Genomic DNA, 20,366 nt, shown 5'->3' with positions numbered 1-20,366 from the left:
AGCTTGATTCTCGCACCCATAGCGCTTGACTGGTAGTTCAGTCGAAATGCAGCCAGGAACACACATAGGCACACACTCGAACAGGCAAAACAGTGTCGCCAGGAGTTAAATAAGGGGTCGAACGGGTGTGCCGGTAGCCCTATATTTTCCCTACGAACGGCAAACGTTGTGTCTGAATGTATGAGATCTTGTACCTAAGAATACTCCTACGAGATTCCCTACACGGTGTATACAAGCGATCCTACGAACAGTCATACGGTAGTACAGATGAGCCACCCTACGGGAATTCCTACCAGCGTCCCGACAGAAAATTCATGTTGTGACTGTTTGGAGTAGTGAGAGTCTCCAGGAGAAGAGTTGAACGAGGGGTGTTTAGCGGGCGGCAGGGCTGTGTTCAAGTTTCTGTTCGAGATGAAATTAACGTCGAATAGTAAATGGTCTAACAGTTCCCAATCCTGTGATTAGCACCGATTCAACTTTTGGTTACACAAAATTTTTGTATCGCTTCACCTTCGAACAGATCTCGTTTCGGCTGGTAAAATAGTTAACCAGTCAATATGAACGAAAGGGTGTGATGTCGGAACGTGATACCGAACAGCTACTTAGAAATCTTCTCAACGAGTGCCACTACGAAGGGGTTGAAGAGCAAGGAACAAAAGATCTAGTTGCCGATCAACTTCTTTCTACAGCGTCCAAGCACGGAACGGGAAAGAAGGGACCACCGGAGTTTGTAGCTCGGATTCCGGGACTCGACGGGGTACTCGTTGTAGTCGAATGCAAGGCGAGCACCAAGGATCACGGCGGGGGAACAACGGGCCGTGATGTTACTACGCACAACGAGTGGGACATGCTCGACGGCTGGACGAGACTATATGAACCTGGTCAAGCTCAGCGAATCGTAGCGCGGTTGACAGCCGAGGTCGAGGATCGAGAGCTGGTTTCTTTTTGCAGCGGCATCATCGAGGACCTGTTCCTGTGGGCCATGAACGATGAGTGGTCGGCGATGGAAGGACGCAAGGTACTCAAGGAGTATGGGGTTTGGGCTCCTGAAGCCCTGTTGACATTCCCGTACGATCCAGATGGGCTTGCTGGCGGGGAGCTGGAGTTGTGGCACTCGGAGCTGAGGCGGAACTACTTGCATTGGCTGATCCAGAATGCTGTGGCAGCGGAGATGGAAGGGACTAGTTTACCGGCGTGGCAGGTGACGGGGTACGCGGCGGTGAAGGAGTGGATGCGTAACTAGGCAGTAAAGAGAAAACTCCCCAAACCAGGGGAGTTCGGTGAGTCTAGGGCCTGCCTTTCCCTTGCGCAATGGTTCGATGATACAGGGCGGCAAAACACGTCAAAACAGGCCATGTTGCGAGTAATCAACTGTTTCTGACACAAAGTCAGACCGCTCGGAAACTTCAGAGCCAAATCCATCAGTGAATTTAGTCGTTTTGACGTCCCACGACACTGAATCCCCAATGAATTTGCCGAGATTCTTGAACGCACTCTGTTGTACGAAGACTTCGTGCTTTTGTGCGCGCTTTGTAAGGGATGAACGAACAGTGACTACATAGAGATCATCTTCCGCGTAAGCTACTGCAGATATGATTCCCTGAAGGACCTTTCGCTCTGAGGAAGGTAGTTGCTTGCGCTTGAGTTCATTTAGATACTCAGCGAATCTCTCGGTGATCGCCACCACTCGGGCATTGCCGGTGTGGGAGAACCAAGCAAATTCGGCAGTTAAATCATGCTTGGTCAACTCTTTACTCAATTTGAATGCCCGACGAAGGGCATTAGTTTGTTCCGGCTGATCGATGTGGGCCTCGATGTTCTTTAAAAATGCGAGGGCCTCAGTAGCAGCATCGTGAGCAGGTGAGTGTGACACTGTCACACTAGGATCGCCAAGGACATCTTCTTCAACTACGTCACGCTGAGTTGGTTCATATACTAGGACAGTGCTTCCGGATTCAATGCCAGTCAATTTTAGGTTTATGTTGAAAGGGCTTTCCGCAAAAAGACCAGTTACAGCGGATTGAACAGCTTCAAGTGTCTTGTCTACACCTGCGAGTTTGGCGGCAGGACCATCGAGGTGAACTTTTAGTTCCTGTGGAGATGAGGGATCGATGCCGTACTGCTCTCGAAGCATTTCGTTAGTGAAGCTGTGCGTGCGCACGCGCTGCTCGAACTCACTTCTTTCATCGATAGCGTTTAGCCATGATGTGTCGTGATCTTGGCTTCGATCAAGTAACGTCTTTCGATTTTCGGGAGTCATAGGGTTACCTCAACATATCCACGTCGAGACGCTGCTGATGAACGGCTTGGGGCTCTATCATCGCTGTTTCTCTTGCGCTGCCACCAGTCATCCCATGCACCTCGATCCGTAAGATAGCTAAGCTCAGCCTGTGTAAGATCACCAAGCTTGAAAACTGACTTTACCGGAAAATAGTCCACTCGCAGAGGAGTAATGCATGAGAATTCGGTACTGCTTCTTAACTTCTTTCTTGAGAAAGCTTCTTGACCAATCCACCCAGTTCCAGGTTTTCCTTTTATTTTTTGAAATGTGCTGTTGTTGAGAAACAAGGTGAAATCAAGATTTCCAGGCTCGGGCTTATCACTTATGAAACTACCGCCTAGCCACAGATACGTTATTAGTGACTCAGTTGGCTCAATCCAACCTTCATCAATTGCGAGTCCTTCGATCTTCGCAAACCTTGCTAGGTAAGTCTCAAACTGGCCCCAAATTAGTAGCCTGCGTTGTGATTCGGGCATTTGAGTCACCCACTTTTCCTTGGCCTCGGGGAGTGCCATCCTAATCCGGCCAGGTGCCGGCGTGGAGTAGTCGTTTTGTGCAGTAGTCATGGTGGGGAATTTGAATATTCGGTGATTTGCGCTAAAGCTTGCAGGACCAAGTTTACTTTGTCCGCACTCAAAAATGGATTCAGAGGGCGAATATGAGGAGCGCCCGAACTTACCCTGTTTCGGGGCGTGGGGCTCAGAGCGACGGATTGTATTCGTGAGATGACCGGTGCTAGTTCTGAAGTTGACCAAAGCTTGCTCATCGGCCATGCATATATACGCAGCACTAGGAGTTGCAGTGGTGCAAGCTCGGTGCAGGGGTATCAGAAGGTCAGGGGTTTAGGCTGGTTGGGGAGTTTCGTGAAACCGCCCAAATAATAGATGCTGCGAGCTACTTGGCTCGCAGCTTTTTGTTTCTAGCCCAAGGCAAGGCTACGTTGGGCCTTCAGCTTCGTCCTAAAGACTACGTAAACGGGTCAACACGTATTTTTTTGGAGCATCGTGGGGTAGAAGTGCCCGAAGACTCCCATCGTGAACGACACGAGAAATACAACCCAATTTCCGCATGCGCCAGCGCAGACTGCAGCGGCGCCGTGAAGAAGAAATCCCCATGCATGTCCACCTGCAGCCGCGCGCAGTGGCCGAGCGCTAAGTCTCGTGGCCGCCGTAGCGTGCCCGTATCTCTGCATGTTGAATATGAGCCTATTCCAGCCGAAGCTCGGCAGCATGGGAAACAACACCCAAGCCAAGTGCGGCGGCAGTCGTCAGAATTGAAACGATCACCTGTCCTCCTCTCTCGCGGCTTCAGCAGCTTTCTCACACCGTACAGTGCTATTGCCAGCACTAGCTTGGGGCCGAGCATGAAAGAAGCCCACCAGGCCGTGAAAGGGGTCTGGCGGGCTGAACGGAGGGGGCGTCGGCAAGCGTGGCTACGCCATGACCTTCGTCTTCTTAATCGCTTTTTGCAGGCGCTTGTGATAGGCATCCATGGCGCGGCGGATAAGGAGTCCGACGACCAATGCGGGGATAGTAAACAGCAGTAGCATGCCCAGCTCGCGCCATATGTCGCCGTGGTAGATACCGGCAATGGCGCTGCGGAAGGCATCGATGGCGTAGGTGGCTGGCAGCCACGGGCTAACGTTTTGGAACCACTCCGGCAGCAATGGCAGCGGGTAGGCGCCGCCGGAACCAGACACTTGTATCACCAATAACAACACCGCTAGGGCCTTGCCAGCGCTATCAAGGGTGATGACCAGCGAGTATATGATCAACATGAACACGAGTGAGACTACCCAGGCTGCGAACATGAGCATGAATGGGTGGGCGGGTTCAATCTGGACAAAGAAGATGAGGCTGAGCACTACTAAGGTGGCCTGGGCAAGACCAACAAGCGCAAGGGTGGCAAAGCGCCCGAAGAATGCCTGGCTTCGAGTGAATTCGCTTTCGTCGTACTTGCCGTCCTCGCCTTTACGTAGGTACTTACGTTCGGCATTGGTATGAACCAGCACACAAGCCAATAGAGCACCTACCCACAGCGACAAGGTGAGATAGAACGGGGTCATACCCACGCCAAAGGCGGCCACAGGGTAGACCGGCTGGCGGTCGACGTCCACTGGGGCAGCGATGCGGGAGGCTAGCAGCTCTGGATCTGAGCCGACGATATCTGCCAGCTTGGACAAATCGCCGCCTTGGCGCACATCGTCGATCTTGCGGCCCATGTCCGCGAAGCGGGCACTTTGTTCCCGCAAGGTGTTTGCCAGCCCGGCAGTGGTATCGCGAGCGCGCGCTAGACTTTGTTGCGGTGACTCGTTGTCTTGAGAGACCGAGGAACGAATTCCTGCGATGTCCTGTTTGACTGCGTCTATATCGCCCGCGACGACAGATACGCTTTGGTTGAGCTGATCCAGTTGGGGCTTGAGGTTTTCGTTATAGGAATTGCGAGCCTTTTCAGCCGCCTGCTTCGCATTGGCAATGGCATCCTTTGTGCGCTGGCGCGATTCTTGGGATACTCCCCCGTTTTGTTCAATATCATCGGCGGTAGATACCAGCGAATCATGCAGCGCGTTGCTCTGTGCGATAGAGGCATCGAGTTGGCCCATCATGGCCTTATAGCCGCCTGCGACTGGAGCCGGGAGGGCTATCTTATCGGCTTGCTCCTTGATGGAAGTGCGTACTCCCTCAAATGCGCTCGTTTGCTCATCCACGCGCTCAGCTGCCGTTCGGTAGGTTTGCGCAGTCTGCGCAGAGGTGGTGCTGGCATTGCTGAGCAGCTCCTCAATCTGGGCAGAAAGTGCATCGTAGCTTTGCGTCGTTGCAGCCAAAGATGCATCGAGTGACCCGGCCGACTCGTTGAGGGTAGAGCGCAGAATATCGATCGGGTTTTCGCCCTGGTCGTTCTCCGTCTCCGTGGCCTGGCGGCCAGCCTCGGAAAGAATATTTTCCGCGGCCCGCGTAAGCGGCAGGGTGGAATCGACAAGATCGCTTAACGCACCCACGGTGCCGGAAGCAGCATCGAGGCGAGTGCTTACGTTATTGATGCGGTTGTGGACGTTATTGAGGGCGGTTTGCGTATCGTCTTCGTCGAGGTACTTATCCAGATCGGAAACTACGCCGAGGCCGACATTGGATACCACACGGGTAAAGGACTCATCGATTTTCTGGATGACTCCGTCTGCACTCTTTTGCGTGATGGTGGTTGACAGCGCATTCTTCTTTTCATTGGTGTAGAGGTTGAGCTTGCTCGGCTCTGTTCCTTCCACATAGAAGGTGAGTAGATCTGCGCTGAAATCCTTGGGTAAGACGATACCGGCGTAGTATTCGCCGGATTTGGTTCCTTCGACGGCATCGGCGCTATCCGTAATGACCCAGTCTATTTCGTGATTGCGGCTTAGTTGCGAGAGAACCTCATCGCCCAAATTGAGCATTAGGGAGGCGAGGTCGCTTTCATGCCCTTCATCTTCGCTGGCGACGGCGATCTTGAGCTGGTTGGTATTGGCAAAAGGATCCCAGCTGGCCAACACGTTGAAAGAGGTAAAAAGCAGGGGAATGATGGCAAGGCCGAAGATGATGACCGCAGTCATCACGTTGGTGCGGATGGCGTGGAGGTCATCGCGGAGAATGGTCAGGATGTTTTTCATGACTTACTCTCCCTTTCCTGTGTCAGCATCATCAACGGCGGGCATTTCTTTGGTGTCAGCGCCTTGGGCGGGCGCTGAATCCTCTTCTAAATCCTCGAGGAGATAGCGGTTGGGATGCTCTCGCTGATGTTCCAGATGCTCTTGGATTTCCTCATCGCTGAGATCCGCCAGGCGATTATCGTGCGCGATGCTCTGCTTGATGTACTCGAGCGAGCAAATAACGCCCACCGCAATGAGCGTAACCAAACAGGCCAGACCAAAGATAATGGCCTTTTCTCCTGGGTTAATGCGGGAATAGATGCCTAAAGCAACGATAAGAACCAACCCCACAGCAACGGTGATTTTCATCAGCTGGGAGTAATTCTTCCGAGCCATGCTCCACTTATCTTCCAAGCTTTGTTGGTAGGCCTCGCGGTCATTCAAGGCATATAGAAGGTCCGTGAAACGATAACGGCTGCCAATGAGATGGACTTGCTCATTGATGACAAGCCCGCCCTTACGCAGCTCATCATTGACCAGCATATTGACGTTTGATAAGCCGCGGCGCATCAGCGTACCGATGAGGTAGGCGACTGCGGCCATTCCAATAAGCGCGGCAATGTCGCGGGCGTAATGATTGCCGTAGAAGCCACCGACCGTTTCGCGCATGGCATCGATGCCGTATGTAAACGGCAAGAAAGGATGTACTGCGCGGAAGAAATCCGGTGTCATCTCAATTGGGTAGAGCCCTGAAGCGCCAGGAATCTGGATGAAGGCAAAGACCACCGCGATGCCGCGGCCGACATGGCCAAAGGTAGACACCAAACTATACGTAATGCTCAGGTAGCACAGTCCTACGATGACTGCCGTGCCGACGTAGGCAAGTGCGTTGGCATGCTCCACACCAATGGCCAGGTTACCGATAGACACGATGAGGGCCTGGGCGATGGCGAAGAAAGAAAGCAAAAGGAATCGAGCGAGATATGCCTTAGTAATCGTGAGGTTCTTCCGGCCCTGCGGATCAACCTCTGCGCGGAAGATAATGAGCAGCATGAATGCGCCGATCCACAACGTGAGGTTAATAAATAGCGAAGACATTCCGGAGCCGTAGTGCTTGACGGGGAATACGGCGTGGCTTTCCATTTCTGCAGGGGAGGCAAGGAAGGAAGAGACCTCATCTGTATTAAGTCCCTTTACCGACTGCAGGATGGAGTTGTTATTGGCGGTGTTACTCAAAGCCAACACATCGCTGCGAGAGGCGCGGAGGCCTTCTTCAATGCCATCGAGGTCTACAGAAAAGCGCTCTACCACCTTCTGTGCTTGGCTAAGCTGCTCGTCGACGCCACCCAAGAGCCCGTCGGTCTGTCCAACCAGCGCTTTTTGGCTCTCGAGGGAGGCCGATAGCTTTCCGGCGGTAGCGGTGACGTCGGCAAGCGCGGCATTGAGCTTGGGCAAGCCTTCGGCTACATTATCGCGCAACGCATGGGAGTCATCGCGCGTTTGCGCGGCCATCTTGTCCAGCATGCCTGTGGTCTTATTGAGTGAATCGATGGTGTCGTTGGTATCGCCGTTGAGGGCGTCCAAGTCACCGAGGACAGCGCGGTTCTGGGCATTGCGCTCGCGGAGATCGCCCACCTGGTCCTTGATCTGCTGCGAAACCTGCGGCGGCAGGGCCGGCGAGGATGCAAGTTCATCGAGCTGGTTTATGGCCCGATCTGCTTCGCCCACGATGCCTGCAGCTCCTGCAGAGGCGGCGTTCACGCGGTTGAGGGCACCGCGTAGCTTGCCAGATACAGAGCCCACAGTTGCGTTGGCAGAGGCTGTGCCATCCGCTACCGCGGTAGTGCCTTCCACATACGCGGCGGTGGCATCATCTGAGAAGGAAGTAACCTCTCGCTGCACCTCGGCGGTGAGCGAATTGACTTGGTTTAGCGCTGCCTGAGCATCATCGACGGTCTGCTGCACCGTGCCGAGTGAATCACGGGCTTGGGCAATGGTCGGGCGCGCCTCATCAATGGTGGAATGAACATCGGCCAATTGGCTGCGGGAATTGGCAACCGTATCCGCGGTCTCTGAAAAAGAATCCGCGGTCTTGCCCGCGGTCCTAGTAATCTTCTGGCTGAAGTCCCCACCGGAGTTTTTTAATTCCGTGGCTACCGAATCCGCGACTTGCTCATTAAAAGTTGAACTAATCGTGGTATCCAAGGTCGAGGCACCGGTATCGGTAATCTTCGGCGCGATAGCATTGAGCTTCTCATTGACGTGGTATTCCAGCGTGGGCTGCGAATATGTTCCCTTAAAAAGACTGACGAAATCAGCCGAGAAATCCTTGGGCACAATCACTGAAGCAAAAACGTCGCCCTTTTTGACGGCGTCCTCAGCTTCCTCTCGGTCCATAAACTGCCAGCCGAGCTTGTCATTCTCGTGCAGCTTATCAATCATCTGCCCACCTACGTCTAAGTGGCCGGTCATCTCCGAGGAGGCTCCCTCGTCCTCATTAACTACAGCAACTTTGAGGTGTTCTGTGTTCCCGTAGGGATCCCAGAAACCGGAGATGTTTACCCAGGAATACAGGGCTGGGGTGATCATCAAACCGATGAGGATCACCCAGACCTGCGGGGTCCGCCACAAGCGGACAAAATCTTGGAGAAAAATCTTCCAACTAGTAATCACTCGAAGAACCGTAGCACCCAAACGGAAAGAACTAATAGTCTGACTGTCAGTTTTAACAGAAATGAGAGAGTGCGTCCTGTCGAGCTAGCAGATATGTTTCCAGTAGTACAAGATCGGCGGGCTTCTGTCGTGCGGCGTTAAATGCAAAGGCCGCCTTGACCCATCGACGAAATGGGTCTTGGCGGCGCGACGGGAGGGTGGTCTACCCCAGCCGGCGATTAGTGCTCGTCGTAGTGGTCACCGTGGGCAGCGTGGCGGTGGCCGTCATGCAAATAGTCCACGTGGTCACCATGCGGAATTGCAACGTGGCCGCAGCCTTCGCCATGGGTGTGGTTGGTGTGCGCCTCAGCTTCAACGTGCTCAGTGGTTTCACACTCGTCCCAGTGGCCGTCATGCTCACGGTGGATATGGCCGTCGTGCAGGTAGTCGGTGTGGTCACCGTGTGGGAACGATACGTGGCCGCAGTCGGTTCCGTGAGTGTGGTCGTGGTCTTTGTGGATGGTGTGTGTCATGATGACTTGTCCTTTCTGGTGGGAGGCTCTGATTTTCACTCCGTTTTCATTAAAGCGTATTTTCAATTTAATTTCAATAACTAAGGGTGAATTTTCCAAAACTTTCCTTGCGCAGGGCAGCAAAAAGCGCCCTCCACTTGCTGGGGTGTAGCGGTGGTGGGCACTGAAGGAAGGGGGATTTAGAGCAGCTGGCTTAACTCTTGGGCAGCTGAGGTGAGCAGGCTGGCGTACTTCTGTGCAGGGGAGGGGCGGAAGCGTTCGGCGGATCCAGAAATGGATAAAACCGCAAGGAAAGTTCCGGAAGAATCAAAAATCGGTGCTGAGATTGAGGCTAGGCCGGCTTCGCGTTCCTCGATGGACTCGGAGTATCCCTGGTTCCTGGCGGCTTCGACATCTTCGGTGGTAAATAGCGCGTCATCGATATTAATATCCACGTATGCGGCGATTATGCGGGCGGCTGAGCCTGAGCTTAGTGGCAGTTGGCGTCCGACTGGAACGACGTTGTGCAAGCCTGACTCTGGCTCTCTAGTGGCAATGCAGGTACGCGTGTTTCCGGTGACCTCATATAGCTGGATGGATTCGCCGGTGCGTTCACGGAGCTTTTCCATTATTGGTCCCGCTGCCTCGAGTAAATGGTCGCGATTGCCGGGAAGGGCTGGACCGGCTTTCCACTTTCCATCGGGGGTGCGAACTAGGATACGGTGTGCCTCGAGTGCGGTGGCAAGGCGGTGTGCCGTTGCCCGAGGTAGCCCCGTGGTTTCGCATAGTTCATTGAGTGTGGAGGGGCGGTTGGCTGCGGCCATCATGATGGCCATTGCTCGATCTAACACCTTAATTCCGGAAACTGCGCTATACTCTCCCATACAATGAAATCTACGTCCCAAATTATGAGATTTCAAGTGTGGAGTGATGTTTATGAACCAGAAGCTGACTTTGGCAGAAAAAGTATGGCGCGATCACATTGTCCAGCAGGGCGATGCTGGGGCACCGGACCTCATCTTTATTGATTTTCAGCTCCTACATGAAGTTACCAGCCCGCAGGCCTTCGATGGATTGCGGCTAGCCGGGCGCCAGCTGCGCCACCCCGAGCTGCATCTGGCCACGGAGGACCACAACGTTCCCACCCAAGGAATTAAGTCCGGAAATCTTTTGGAGATTAAAGACGAGGTTTCTCGTACTCAGGTATCGACCTTGCGCAAAAACTGCGAAGAATTTGGTGTGCGCTTGCACTCTATGGGTGATGTGCAGCAAGGTATTGTCCACACGGTGGGGCCTCAACTGGGCATTACCCAGCCAGGCATGACCATTGTCTGTGGTGACTCGCATACCTCTACCCATGGTGCATTTGGTTCCATCGCAATGGGTATCGGTACTTCAGAAGTAGAGCATGTGATGGCCACCCAGACGCTGTCCCTGAAGCCATTTAAGACCATGGCCATTGAGGTTACTGGTGAATTACAAGAAGGCGTATCCGCGAAGGACCTCATTTTGGCGATCATTGCGAAAATCGGTACTGGCGGTGGACAAGGCCACATTATTGAGTACCGTGGCGAGGCTATCCGCAAGATGTCCATGGAAGCGCGCATGACTATCTGCAATATGTCCATCGAGGCGGGAGCGCGCGCCGGCATGGTTGCTCCGGATGAGACGACTTTCGAGTATGTCAAGGGCCGCGAATTCGCTCCCACGGGAGCGGACTGGGATGCTGCAGTTGAGTATTGGAAAACACTGCCGACAGATGAAGGGGCAGAATTCGATACCGTCGTCGAGATTGATGGTTCAGCGTTGACCCCGTTTGTTACCTGGGGTACCAATCCGGGTCAAGGCCGGCCGTTGGGTGAGAATGTTCCGGATCCAGAAGACTGCGGTGATGATAATGAAAAGGCCACTGTGGAAAAGGCCCTTCAATATATGGACCTGAAGCCAGGAACACCGTTGCGCGATATCAAGATTGATACCGTCTTCGTCGGTTCGTGTACGAACGCCCGCATTGAGGACCTGCGTGCCGCAGCCGCGGTAGTTAAAGGGCGCACCATTGCATCCGATACTAGGATGCTCGTGGTTCCATCTTCTGCGGTTGTCAAGGCCCAAGCCGAAGAGGAGGGCTTGGATGAAGTCTTTAGGCAATTCGGCGCTGAGTGGCGTACCGCTGGCTGCTCTATGTGCTTGGGAATGAACCCAGACCAACTAGCGCCAGGGGAGCGCTCGGCTTCCACCTCCAACCGTAATTTCGAAGGTCGACAAGGTCCCGGTGGCCGCACCCACCTAGTTTCCCCGCAGGTTGCTGCCGCTACTGCCGTAACTGGGTACCTGTCTAGCCCTGCTGATCTGAATTAAGCGCTAAGAAAGGCATTGACAATGGAGAAGTTTATTACCCATACCGGAACGGGCGTGCCGCTGCGCGCCTCCAACGTGGACACTGATCAAATCATTCCAGCGCGCTACCTAAAATCGGTCAAGCGTACCGGTTTTTCTGAAGGGCTATTTTCCAATTGGCGCTCCGATGAAAATTTCGTGCTTAACCAAAAGCAGTTTAAAGATGGCTCTGTGCTATTCGCCGGAAGCGACTTCGGCACCGGCTCTTCCCGTGAGCATGCAGTATGGGCGCTGAGTGAATATGGTTTCCGCGCCGTATTTTCCTCCCGCTTTGCCGACATTTTCCGTGGTAACGCGGGAAAGTCGGGATTGCTTACTGGGCTAATGGAGCAAGAAGATATCGAGCTCATTTGGAAGCAGCTGGAAGCAGGGGAATCCCAGGTCACCGTGGACCTGGAGGCGCGAACGGTCACGGTGGGAGAAAATACCTACCGTTTCGATATTGATGACTACACCCGTTGGCGGTTGACGGAGGGGCTGGATGATATCGGCATAACCCTCCGCAATGAAGATGCAATCGTTGCATACGAATCGCGTCGCCCCAGCTTCAAGCCCGCTGTTCACGCTCAATAGCAGAAGAACCGCTTGAAATCGGTGGGCCAGCAGCGCCCCTACAGACCTAATAGGCGAAAGGGCTGTAGGGGTGCCGTGCGTTCATACGTGAATCTCAAGCGTTCGCCTTGGGGTACAGGTGGGGGTATAACTCGGTAACGTATAGGTAACAATTGCTTGCTCCAGTTTCCTGCAACAAAGTATCCCCCTAGCTTTAGATTTATGAGCAATCCCTATTCGAATAATGATTCCTTCAATTCAGGAAACAATGGCGCAGAATATCCCGGAACCGGCAATGAGTCTGCATCGCATCGACACGATGCAATTGGTCAGCCTGGCTACGGCCAACAGCAGTTTGGCCAGCAACAGTATGGACAGCAGCAATACGGCCAACCCGGATACGCCGGAAGCTCGTATCCGGGAGACGATTCCCTGTATGGCCGAGACGTAGATGCTATTCAGATCATCGGTGATAGCTTCCGCTACTTCGGCCGCAATTGGGCACAGTGGATTTTTGGCCCACTGGTCCAATGCGTAGTGATGTTCATCCTCTATTTGCTGTTGATTGCCGTCCTAGCGGGCAGCGGATCATCCATTGATGCCCTAGCCAACGGTAGTTCTGGGTCTGATTCTGCTCTTACTGGCGGGCTGGTCGCAGTGATGGTTCTTGTCTTTATTGCGATGTTCCTTGTGCTGATTTGGGCCTATAGCACGTGGTACAAGGCTGCTAATAAGCAGGTAGATACTGGGTCGTTGGAAATAACGGACTTTCTGAGCTTTAAGAACGTCGCCGGACTCATGGCGGTCTATGTGCTGTCGTTCGTGGTTGTCATTCTGGGCTTTTTCCTCCTGATTATCCCGGGCATCTTCGCTGCCTTCTTCTTCACTTGGATGCCGGCCGTCAAGGCTGCACGCCCTGAGCTGTCCGTGGGCGAAACCTTTGGTGCATCCATCGAGGTGGCAAAGAAGAATGTTGGAGTGACCATCTTGGTGCTCGTCCTGATTGGCGTCCTGTACGCCGTGCTGAGCTTTACCATCGTCGGCACAATTTTGTTCCCGGCGCTGCACACACTCATTTCGGTTCTCTTCGTCCGTCGCACCCTTGGTATGCGCGGCTAGAAAGCTGCGCAGCCGCATAATAGCGGTGCACAGAAGGCCCTGCCGGTCCACCGAATCAGGTGGCGGGCAGGGCCTTAGTCGTAAAGCGGAAAGTGAAAAGCTAGCGCACGGGCAGCGGGCTGGCAAGGTAATCGGCGCCGGTTAGCTCTCCTTCGTTGAAGGACAGGACCCATACAGAAGCCTTCTTAAACTTCAGTTTGTCTACCGGCTTTTTAAGAAACTTCGGGGCGAGATCCTCGATGATGCCGGGAATGGTTTCGCCTTGGCTGACAATGACGGGCACCCCGCCCTCGTTTACCACGCGGCGAAAGGCCTTCTTGGCTGCTTCTGGATCGTTGTCCCAGGCTTCGTCGCCAAAGCTCTTGTTAATGGAAATGTCCTTGCCCAGTTCGTCGGCAAGCGGAGCAGCTGTCTGTTGGCAACGCTGTGGCAGAGCAGAGTAGATGGAGGTGGGCTGGTAGGCGCTGAGCATCGGCACCAGCATTTCTGCTTGGCGGCGGCCCTTTTTATCTAGCGGACGCAAGTTGTCATCGCCTTCCCAGCTGGCCCTGCCGTGCGCATGGGCGTGGCGAACATAGAGTACGCGAGTTGCCGGTGCGATGCGCAGACGCTTGGCTGCTTTGGCTACCACAGCGGTATCCACGTCATAGGACAGGAGATCCTGTGCTTCATTGATGGGTAGCCACCGAAGTTCATCGGTCTCACTATTGGTGGAATAGGTGCCGCCTAGATACTTTGCCACCCAGTAGTAAACGACCTTGGTGCGGCCTTGGACTGGGTAGGTTACCTTGCCAATGAGCTTGCCAAGCCGCACGTTAAAGCCTGTTTCTTCGAAGATTTCTCGCACTGCTGTGGTGGGCAGAGACTCGCCAGGGTCCACCTTGCCCTTAGGAAGGGACCAGTCATCATAGTGGGGGCGGTGAATGAGTGCTATCTCCGGATTCTGCGGAGTGCCACGCCAGACAACGGCACCAGCAGCAAGGGTAGTGCGGTGGAACTCCTTGGCTGGGTCCACCGGGATTTCTTGGTGGCGGCCGGATATAAATTCCTCGTGCTGCTGGTCCTTGTCGGTTTCGTGCATCTTTTTAATATTCGGCATGGTCTTCCTCCACGGAGCCTTTCCACAGTTGTCGGGTTCTTCAAAACAGTGTCTAAGGGCCCATTGTCCCACGGGGTATGCGCGTTGTGCATCCTTGCCCCACAGTGAAAATGCATGCTTTAAAGTTGGGTTATATATTTGAAGTTTGAAGGAGACACCATGGTTAACGTTGCTGTGATGGGCGCTGGTTCTTGGGGTACCACCTTGGCCAAAGTTTTTGCGGATGCCGGAAACGATGTCCGGCTTTGGGCGCGCCGCGCGGAGTTGGCGCAGGCTATCAACGAGACTCACACCAATCCGGATTATCTTCCAGATACCCGCCTGCCGGCTGCGGTACGGGCCACCCACGACGATGTAGAGGCACTGGCGCTTGCCGATGTCGTCGTATTCGGCGTTCCCTCCCAAAAATTGCGCGGCAACGTGGAGAAGTGGGCAGCCCATTTGCCTAAAGAGGCTACGTTGGTCTCCATTTCCAAGGGCGTAGAGACCACCACGCTTAAGCGCATGAGCGAGGTCATCATGGATGCCGCGGATGTGCCGGCAGACCGCGTCGCCGTGCTTTCTGGCCCGAACCTGGCCAAGGAGATTGCTGCCGGCCAGGTAGCAGCCACGGTGATTGCCTGCCCCGATGAAGAGCGCGCCCAGCGCGTGCAGGCCGCGGTGGCCGCGCCCTACCTTCGTCCATACACTAATACTGATGTAATTGGTGCGGAAATCGGCGGTGCCTGCAAAAATGTTATCGCCTTAGCCTGCGGTATTGCCTCCGGCAAGGGTTTGGGTAATAACACGATGGCCACCATCATCACCCGCGGGTTGGCAGAAATTACCCGCCTTGGTGTGGAGCTAGGAGCCGACCCGTTTACCTTCTCCGGCTTGGCCGGTTTGGGTGACTTGGTAGCAACGTGTACCTCGACGTTGTCGCGTAACCGCACTTTTGGCTACCGCTTGGGCCAGGGCGGGACGATTGAGGAGGCCAAGGCCGCGACCAACGGTCAGGTTGCGGAAGGCGTCTACTCCTGCGACTCCATCTACCGCCTGGCCCAGCAGGCTGGAGTAGAAATGCCGATCACCCATGCGGTCTATGGCGTCTGTTACGAGGGCATGGCGGTAGAGGATATGATCATCGCTCTGATGGGTCGGTCCAAGAAGTCGGAGTAGGTGGAGGGTAAAATCTGCGGGCATGACTGAAAAGACCCGCGTGGCCGTTGTCTATGGCGGCCGCAGCACCGAGCACTCCGTATCCTGTGTGTCCGCAGGTGCGATCATGAACCACCTCGACCCGGAAAAATTCGAGGTGGTACCTATCGGCATCACCCGCGAGGGCACGTGGACGCCAGGCACCACTGAAGGCCTGGAAATTGTCGATGGTGTCCTGCCGGAGGTCACTCGAGGCGCGGAGCTGACGCTTTCGCTCGACCCCACGGCCAGAGGGCAGTTTCATAACGTTACCGATGGCACCCTCTTTGCTGAGGTCGATGTGGTCTTTCCCATCCTGCACGGCCCCTTTGGCGAGGACGGCACTATCCAGGGCCTCTTTGAACTTTCCGGCCTGCCCTATGTCGGGCCGGGAGTTTTGGCGTCCTCAGTGGGAATGGACAAGGAATTTACCAAAAAGGTGCTGGCAGCAGCAGGCTTGCCTGTAGCGCCCGAGGTCATTCTCAAAGGCCGCACCGAGCTCAGCGAGGACGAAAAGCAACGCTTGGGCCTGCCCGTCTTTGTAAAACCCGCTCGCGGTGGCTCCTCCATTGGTGTATCTAAGGTTACTACCTGGGAGGATTTCCCTGCTGCCGTTGACCTCGCCCTAGAAGATGATGACAAAATTCTGGTGGAGCCGGAAATCGTAGGCCAGGAGGTAGAAATCGGCGTATTGCACTATGCCGACGGTACCTTGCTGGCCTCCGTCCCGGCACTGCTGGCGGGCATCGATGACTCCGATGAGGGCTTTTATGGCTTCGACACGAAGTACCTTGACAACGTGGTCACTGCCGAAATCCCTGCGCCTTTTGCACCCGAATTGACCGAGCGGCTGCGCGATATGGCAATCAAAGCATTCGAAGCCTTGAATTGTGAGGGTCTTTCCCGCGTAGACTTTTTCGTTACCGAAGACTCCGTGTATATCAACGAGATCAACACTCTGCCGGGCTTTACCCCGATCTCCATGTACCCGCAGGTACTCGCTGCTTCAGGCGTGGACTATCCCGCTCTGCTGGAGGCTCTCATCGAGCAGGCCCTAGCCAAGTAGGGGCGAATTCGCTCTACTTTTCGGCGGTGTGCTCGGCGAGTACGTTGCCGAGTTCTACCAGCGCCGCCTGCGCCGCATCCTGGGGAGCGTGTAGTGCGAGGTAGTCTTCGCGGCCGAGGGCAAACCAAGTGCCCGCCGTTGTGCCGTGCGCCAAGGTAGTGTCTTCGAACCACGGAATGTCATTGACCTGTTGGAGCTTGACCCCGGCGCGATAGTTTTCCGGCTTGGCTACGCCGCAACGCGCCACGATTTCTTCGCGGCCATCGGCGCTCCATACATAGGTATTCTTTTCCTTTACCTCGCGGCGGTGGTAGCCCTCAGCCACCGAATCCGGCAGGGCTTTTTCCACTTCGGCGCACATCTGGTCACCGCCTGTCTTGAGCGCCTTGAGTGGCGCCTCGTGTGCGGTGGCTGGTTTTTCATCGAGGGCCGAGAGGGCGTCGTTAAGCTCGTCCGGCGTGGCGTCGGTGGAGGCAGTGATCGCCACGATGGGGAAGCGCTGGGTCGAATACCAAGTGGTCAGGTTGGATCCGGGGGTGGCATCGCGTACTTGGTACCACTGTTCCCCGTCTACGTCTTGGGGCTGTGAATACTCGGTGTACTGGAAAGGCATATCTACCCCGCAGCGGGCGGTGACCTTATCTTCAGAGGTAGTAGCCCAAGCTGCGACGCCGGAAGGCACGGGCTCGGCAATATCGGCACGCGGTTTATCCATCACCGTATCCGGCAGAGCGTCGATAAAGCTATGGCAGGCTTGTGAATCCGCTTCCTTGGACTCCACGGGGGAGACCGCAACGGGTGCCTTGGCAATGTTATTGAATACGTACTTTGCGCCGAAGAGGACCGCCAGAACCATCACTATGGACAACCCAAGTGAAATGAAGATCGCGGTGCGGTTAAATTGGGATGTCATAAGGGCTCATAGTATCGAAAGGAAGCTGGTGAACTTAACTCAGACTCTCGCAGACGTGGGAGAGCGCGCCGCCATCCGGGAAATTACCTCCGTGGCCTCGAGTGGGCTCAATGGTGACGATGCCGCCGTTCTCCCCAGCGCCCCGCCCAACTCCCGCACCGTGGCTGCCACGGATTTGATGGTGGAGGGGCGCCACTTCCTGCGCGAGTGGTCCACCCCGCGCGAAATTGGCAAGAAGGCTATCTTGCGCAACTTTGCCGATATTGAGGCCATGGGCGCGCGCCCCGTTGCCGCGCTTCTCGCGATTGCCGCCCCAGGCGATACCCCGGTGCCTTTCGTACGGGGGATCGCAGAGGGCATTGCGGAGCATAGCTCTTTCTATAACGCGGAATTGGTAGGCGGTGATCTTACCCAGTCCGACCTATTGGTCATCAATATCACGGCCGTTGGATTCCTTGGTGGCAGCCTTCCCGCCTTGACCTTGGACGGGGCGCGGGCAGGCCAGCACGTGGTAGCGCACGGAAAGATCGGCCACTCGGCTGCGGGCTTGGCCTTGTTGGAGCGCTTCGGCCGAGATCTTCCTGCAGGACTCGAGCACCTGCAACCGCTTATCGACGCCCACTGTGCCCCCTGGCTTAACCCCGGCCGCGGCGTTATCGCCCGCGCCGCTGGGGTTACCGCCATGACGGATAATTCCGATGGTTTGATCCAAGACTGCACTACGATGGCGGAGCATTCCGGGGTGCGCGTGGACCTGGATCTGGAGGCCTTGCAGCCGGAGGACCTGCTCTGCCAAGCTGCGGATCTTTTGGGGTGTGACCCGTGGGAATGGGTGCTTTCTGGCGGCGAAGATCACACGCTGGTGGGCACCACTGCAAAGGAAGCGCCCTCCGGGTTCCGCAAGATTGGCACCGTTATCCGCGGCAGCGGGGTTACGGTAGGAAGCAAGACCCCGAGTTATCAGAAAGGCTGGCTGAGCTTTTAACCATGCCTCCCACCTATCACCCGTCCTGGGAGCCGGTGTTGGCACCGGTAATAGAGCAGCAGTGGCCACAGATCTCCCAAGCCCTTGATGGCCAAGAGTACCTGCCGCCAGCCGCGGACGTGTGTCGCGCACTCCAGATGCCGCTGGACGATGTCCGCGTGCTAATCGTCGGCCAAGATCCTTATCCCACCCCAGGCCACGCCATGGGGATGGCCTTTTCCACCCGCCCAGGCGTGAAACCGCCGCGTTCCTTGGTCAATATCTACCGAGAGCTTAGCGATGACTTGGGAATCGCAGGCCGCGAAGATGGTGATTTAAGGGCATGGGCCGACCAAGGCGTGCTGCTGCTCAACAGGGTGCTTACCGTAGCCCCTGGCCAGGCCGGATCGCATCGCCGGATTGGGTGGGAGGAAATTACCGAGGCCGCCATTCGCGCACTCAACCGCACCCCGATGGTGGCCATCCTGTGGGGCCGCGACGCACAAGGATGTGAGCGCTTTTTACCCGACGTCCCTTGTATCAAGTCCCCGCACCCCTCACCGCTTTCTGCTAGCCGTGGCTTCTTCGGTTCTCGCCCATTTTCCCGGGCAAACGCCCTTTTGCGGGACCAAGGAGCGCAGGAAATAGACTGGCGCTTGTAAACTATTGCGCATGTCATACCCCAGCACGCTGGATGCCCAGGGATTGCGCAATTGGGCCACCCGCGCCGTGGGCGAACTGTCCCATCGCCGCGATGAAATCAACGCGCTCAATGTTTTCCCCGTACCTGATTCCGATACCGGCTCCAATATGACGCACACTATGGAAGCCGCGGTGGAGGAGCTCAACAATGGAGGCGATGTAGCTGATGCCCTCGCGCTCGGCGCTGTACGCGGTGCGCGCGGTAACTCCGGAATGGTGCTCTCTCAGGTTCTACGGGGAGTGGCCGAATCCACGGTGGACTCGGTCATTGATGGCGGCGTGTTCGCTCGCTCGCTGCAGCAGGCCGTGGAACTGGTGGACCGGGCTATCACGGAGCCGGTAGAAGGCACAGTTATCACCGTTCTGCGGGCGGCCGCAGAAGCTGCGGAAAACGCCGCCGCGCGCCCTAGCGCTACCTTGCACGGTATTGTCAGCGCTGCCATTACCGCTGCGCGGACCGCCCTAGAGCACACTCCGTCGCAATTGCCAGCCCTGCGCGAGGCAGGAGTGGTAGACGCCGGAGGGGCCGGTTTGGTGATCCTTTTGGAATCACTCTTGGCGGAAATTGAGGGAACCGCCGGGCACACAGGCTTGTCCGAGCCGGAGGCAGTCACCGAGCTGGAGGTAATCTTCTTTTTCGAAGGAGACATAGAAGCACTACAGGCCTTCCTCACCCCGTTGGGAGATAGCCTGGTCATCGCCCGCGCCACCGAACATAGCGCCAACGTACACATCCATTCCCAACAAGCCGGCACCGTCATCGAGACGGCCTTTGGCGCAGGAAAGGTGACCAACCTGCGCCTTGAGGTGCTGCCTGCTTACGCCGACCCCGCTGCTAAAAAGCCAGTTTCTCGTCGCGTTTTCGCCGCCGCGCCTCCAGGGCCTATTACCAACCTTTTGGAATCTGCGGGGGTTACCGTGGTTTCACCGGATGCTCCTATTACAGCGGAGGAAGAAGACATTGTTCTTGCGACCGGACTAAGCACGGATACTGGGGCTGGGCGAGTTGTCCCCGCGCAATCGCTAGCTGCAGCATTAGCCGCGATTTCAGTCTATGAACCGAACAATTCGAATACCGGGGCCGTTGTCGCCGCCATGCGCGATGCCGCCAAGTCCATGCGGGTGGCCTATCCGAGCCAAGAAACGCCGCAGTCAATCATCGCCACCTGCCGCGACCTTTTAGCAGAGGGCGGGGAGCAGGTCACCATTCTGAGCGCGCTTGACTTAGACGAGGAAGAAATCTCCCAGCACCTTCACGTGGACGTAATGGCGCTGGAAGTTCCAGATATCGCAACTGAAATCGGAGTGGAGTAG

At 55.7% G+C, this 20,366-nt stretch carries 17 protein-coding genes; 9 read left to right on the top strand and 8 right to left on the bottom strand.

Annotated elements, in window-relative coordinates:
* Positions 1–574 precede the first annotated feature (574 nt).
* Positions 575–1,243 carry a hypothetical protein gene (locus tag L8V01_RS10665; protein WP_269947025.1) on the top strand — a complete coding sequence of 223 codons (669 nt, stop codon included), beginning with the start codon at positions 575–577 and terminating at the stop codon, positions 1,241–1,243.
* A gap of 99 nt (positions 1,244–1,342) precedes the next feature.
* Here the strand turns inward: L8V01_RS10665 and L8V01_RS10660 are convergent, their stop codons facing one another.
* The 6 genes from L8V01_RS10660 to L8V01_RS10635 form a co-directional block, all read right to left on the bottom strand.
* Positions 1,343–2,260: a hypothetical protein gene (locus L8V01_RS10660; RefSeq protein WP_269947024.1), complete on the bottom strand. Its 918-nt coding sequence runs from the start codon at positions 2,258–2,260 to the stop codon at positions 1,343–1,345.
* On the bottom strand, positions 2,257–2,847 hold the full coding sequence (locus L8V01_RS10655) for a DUF6932 family protein (RefSeq protein ID WP_269947023.1): 591 nt from the start codon (positions 2,845–2,847) through the stop codon (positions 2,257–2,259). Before L8V01_RS10655 ends, L8V01_RS10660 begins: the two co-directional genes overlap by 4 nt.
* Before the next feature lie 866 nt (positions 2,848–3,713).
* Complete coding sequence (locus L8V01_RS10650; protein WP_269947022.1) at positions 3,714–5,921, bottom strand: YhgE/Pip domain-containing protein; 2,208 nt, start codon at positions 5,919–5,921, stop codon at positions 3,714–3,716.
* A 3-nt stretch (positions 5,922–5,924) separates the two neighbouring features.
* Positions 5,925–8,573 (bottom strand): YhgE/Pip family protein, encoded by a 2,649-nt coding sequence (locus L8V01_RS10645; RefSeq protein WP_269947021.1) that lies wholly within the window; start codon positions 8,571–8,573, stop codon positions 5,925–5,927.
* A 218-nt stretch (positions 8,574–8,791) separates the two neighbouring features.
* Positions 8,792–9,085 carry a hypothetical protein gene (locus L8V01_RS10640; protein ID WP_269947020.1) on the bottom strand — a complete coding sequence of 98 codons (294 nt, stop codon included), beginning with the start codon at positions 9,083–9,085 and terminating at the stop codon, positions 8,792–8,794.
* A 179-nt stretch (positions 9,086–9,264) separates the two neighbouring features.
* Entirely contained in the window at positions 9,265–9,948 is a 684-nt protein-coding gene (locus tag L8V01_RS10635; RefSeq protein ID WP_269947019.1) for an IclR family transcriptional regulator, read from the bottom strand.
* Positions 9,949–10,000: 52 nt separating this feature from the next.
* Here L8V01_RS10635 and leuC point away from each other — a divergent pair, with 52 nt between their 5' ends.
* From leuC to L8V01_RS10620, 3 genes are all read left to right on the top strand, one after another.
* Entirely contained in the window at positions 10,001–11,422 is a 1,422-nt protein-coding gene (gene leuC / locus L8V01_RS10630) for a 3-isopropylmalate dehydratase large subunit (RefSeq protein ID WP_269947018.1), read from the top strand.
* A gap of 21 nt (positions 11,423–11,443) precedes the next feature.
* Positions 11,444–12,034 carry a 3-isopropylmalate dehydratase small subunit gene (gene leuD, locus L8V01_RS10625; protein ID WP_269947017.1) on the top strand — a complete coding sequence of 197 codons (591 nt, stop codon included), beginning with the start codon at positions 11,444–11,446 and terminating at the stop codon, positions 12,032–12,034.
* A gap of 201 nt (positions 12,035–12,235) precedes the next feature.
* Complete coding sequence (locus tag L8V01_RS10620; protein WP_269947016.1) at positions 12,236–13,132, top strand: hypothetical protein; 897 nt, start codon at positions 12,236–12,238, stop codon at positions 13,130–13,132.
* 100 nt (positions 13,133–13,232) lie between these two features.
* Here the strand turns inward: L8V01_RS10620 and L8V01_RS10615 are convergent, their stop codons facing one another.
* Complete coding sequence (locus L8V01_RS10615) at positions 13,233–14,231, bottom strand: NUDIX hydrolase (RefSeq protein WP_269947015.1); 999 nt, start codon at positions 14,229–14,231, stop codon at positions 13,233–13,235.
* 159 nt (positions 14,232–14,390) lie between these two features.
* Here L8V01_RS10615 and L8V01_RS10610 point away from each other — a divergent pair, with 159 nt between their 5' ends.
* Both L8V01_RS10610 and L8V01_RS10605 read left to right on the top strand, forming a co-directional pair.
* Positions 14,391–15,389, top strand: coding sequence for an NAD(P)H-dependent glycerol-3-phosphate dehydrogenase (locus L8V01_RS10610; RefSeq protein ID WP_269947014.1), 999 nt, complete (start codon positions 14,391–14,393; stop codon positions 15,387–15,389).
* A 22-nt stretch (positions 15,390–15,411) separates the two neighbouring features.
* Complete coding sequence (locus tag L8V01_RS10605) at positions 15,412–16,473, top strand: D-alanine--D-alanine ligase family protein (RefSeq protein WP_269947013.1); 1,062 nt, start codon at positions 15,412–15,414, stop codon at positions 16,471–16,473.
* A gap of 13 nt (positions 16,474–16,486) precedes the next feature.
* Here L8V01_RS10605 and L8V01_RS10600 read toward each other — a convergent pair whose 3' ends face one another.
* Positions 16,487–17,386 (bottom strand): DUF3515 domain-containing protein, encoded by a 900-nt coding sequence (locus L8V01_RS10600; RefSeq protein WP_269947012.1) that lies wholly within the window; start codon positions 17,384–17,386, stop codon positions 16,487–16,489.
* Between L8V01_RS10600 and L8V01_RS10595 the strand changes: the two genes are divergently transcribed.
* From L8V01_RS10595 to L8V01_RS10585, 3 genes are read left to right on the top strand one after another with little or no spacing between them, the layout of a single operon-like run.
* On the top strand, positions 17,334–18,371 hold the full coding sequence (locus L8V01_RS10595; protein ID WP_269947011.1) for a thiamine-phosphate kinase: 1,038 nt from the start codon (positions 17,334–17,336) through the stop codon (positions 18,369–18,371). The genes L8V01_RS10600 and L8V01_RS10595 overlap by 53 nt on opposite strands.
* Before the next feature lie 2 nt (positions 18,372–18,373).
* Complete coding sequence (locus tag L8V01_RS10590) at positions 18,374–19,012, top strand: uracil-DNA glycosylase (RefSeq protein WP_269947010.1); 639 nt, start codon at positions 18,374–18,376, stop codon at positions 19,010–19,012.
* Between the two features lie 10 nt (positions 19,013–19,022).
* Complete coding sequence (locus tag L8V01_RS10585; RefSeq protein WP_269947009.1) at positions 19,023–20,366, top strand: DAK2 domain-containing protein; 1,344 nt, start codon at positions 19,023–19,025, stop codon at positions 20,364–20,366.

Source organism: Corynebacterium curieae, assembly GCF_027570035.1.
GTDB classification, from domain to species: Bacteria; Actinomycetota; Actinomycetes; order Mycobacteriales; family Mycobacteriaceae; genus Corynebacterium; species Corynebacterium curieae.
The sequence above is the reverse complement of the archived record's forward strand: the minus strand, read 5'-3'. Positions and strand labels throughout refer to the sequence as shown.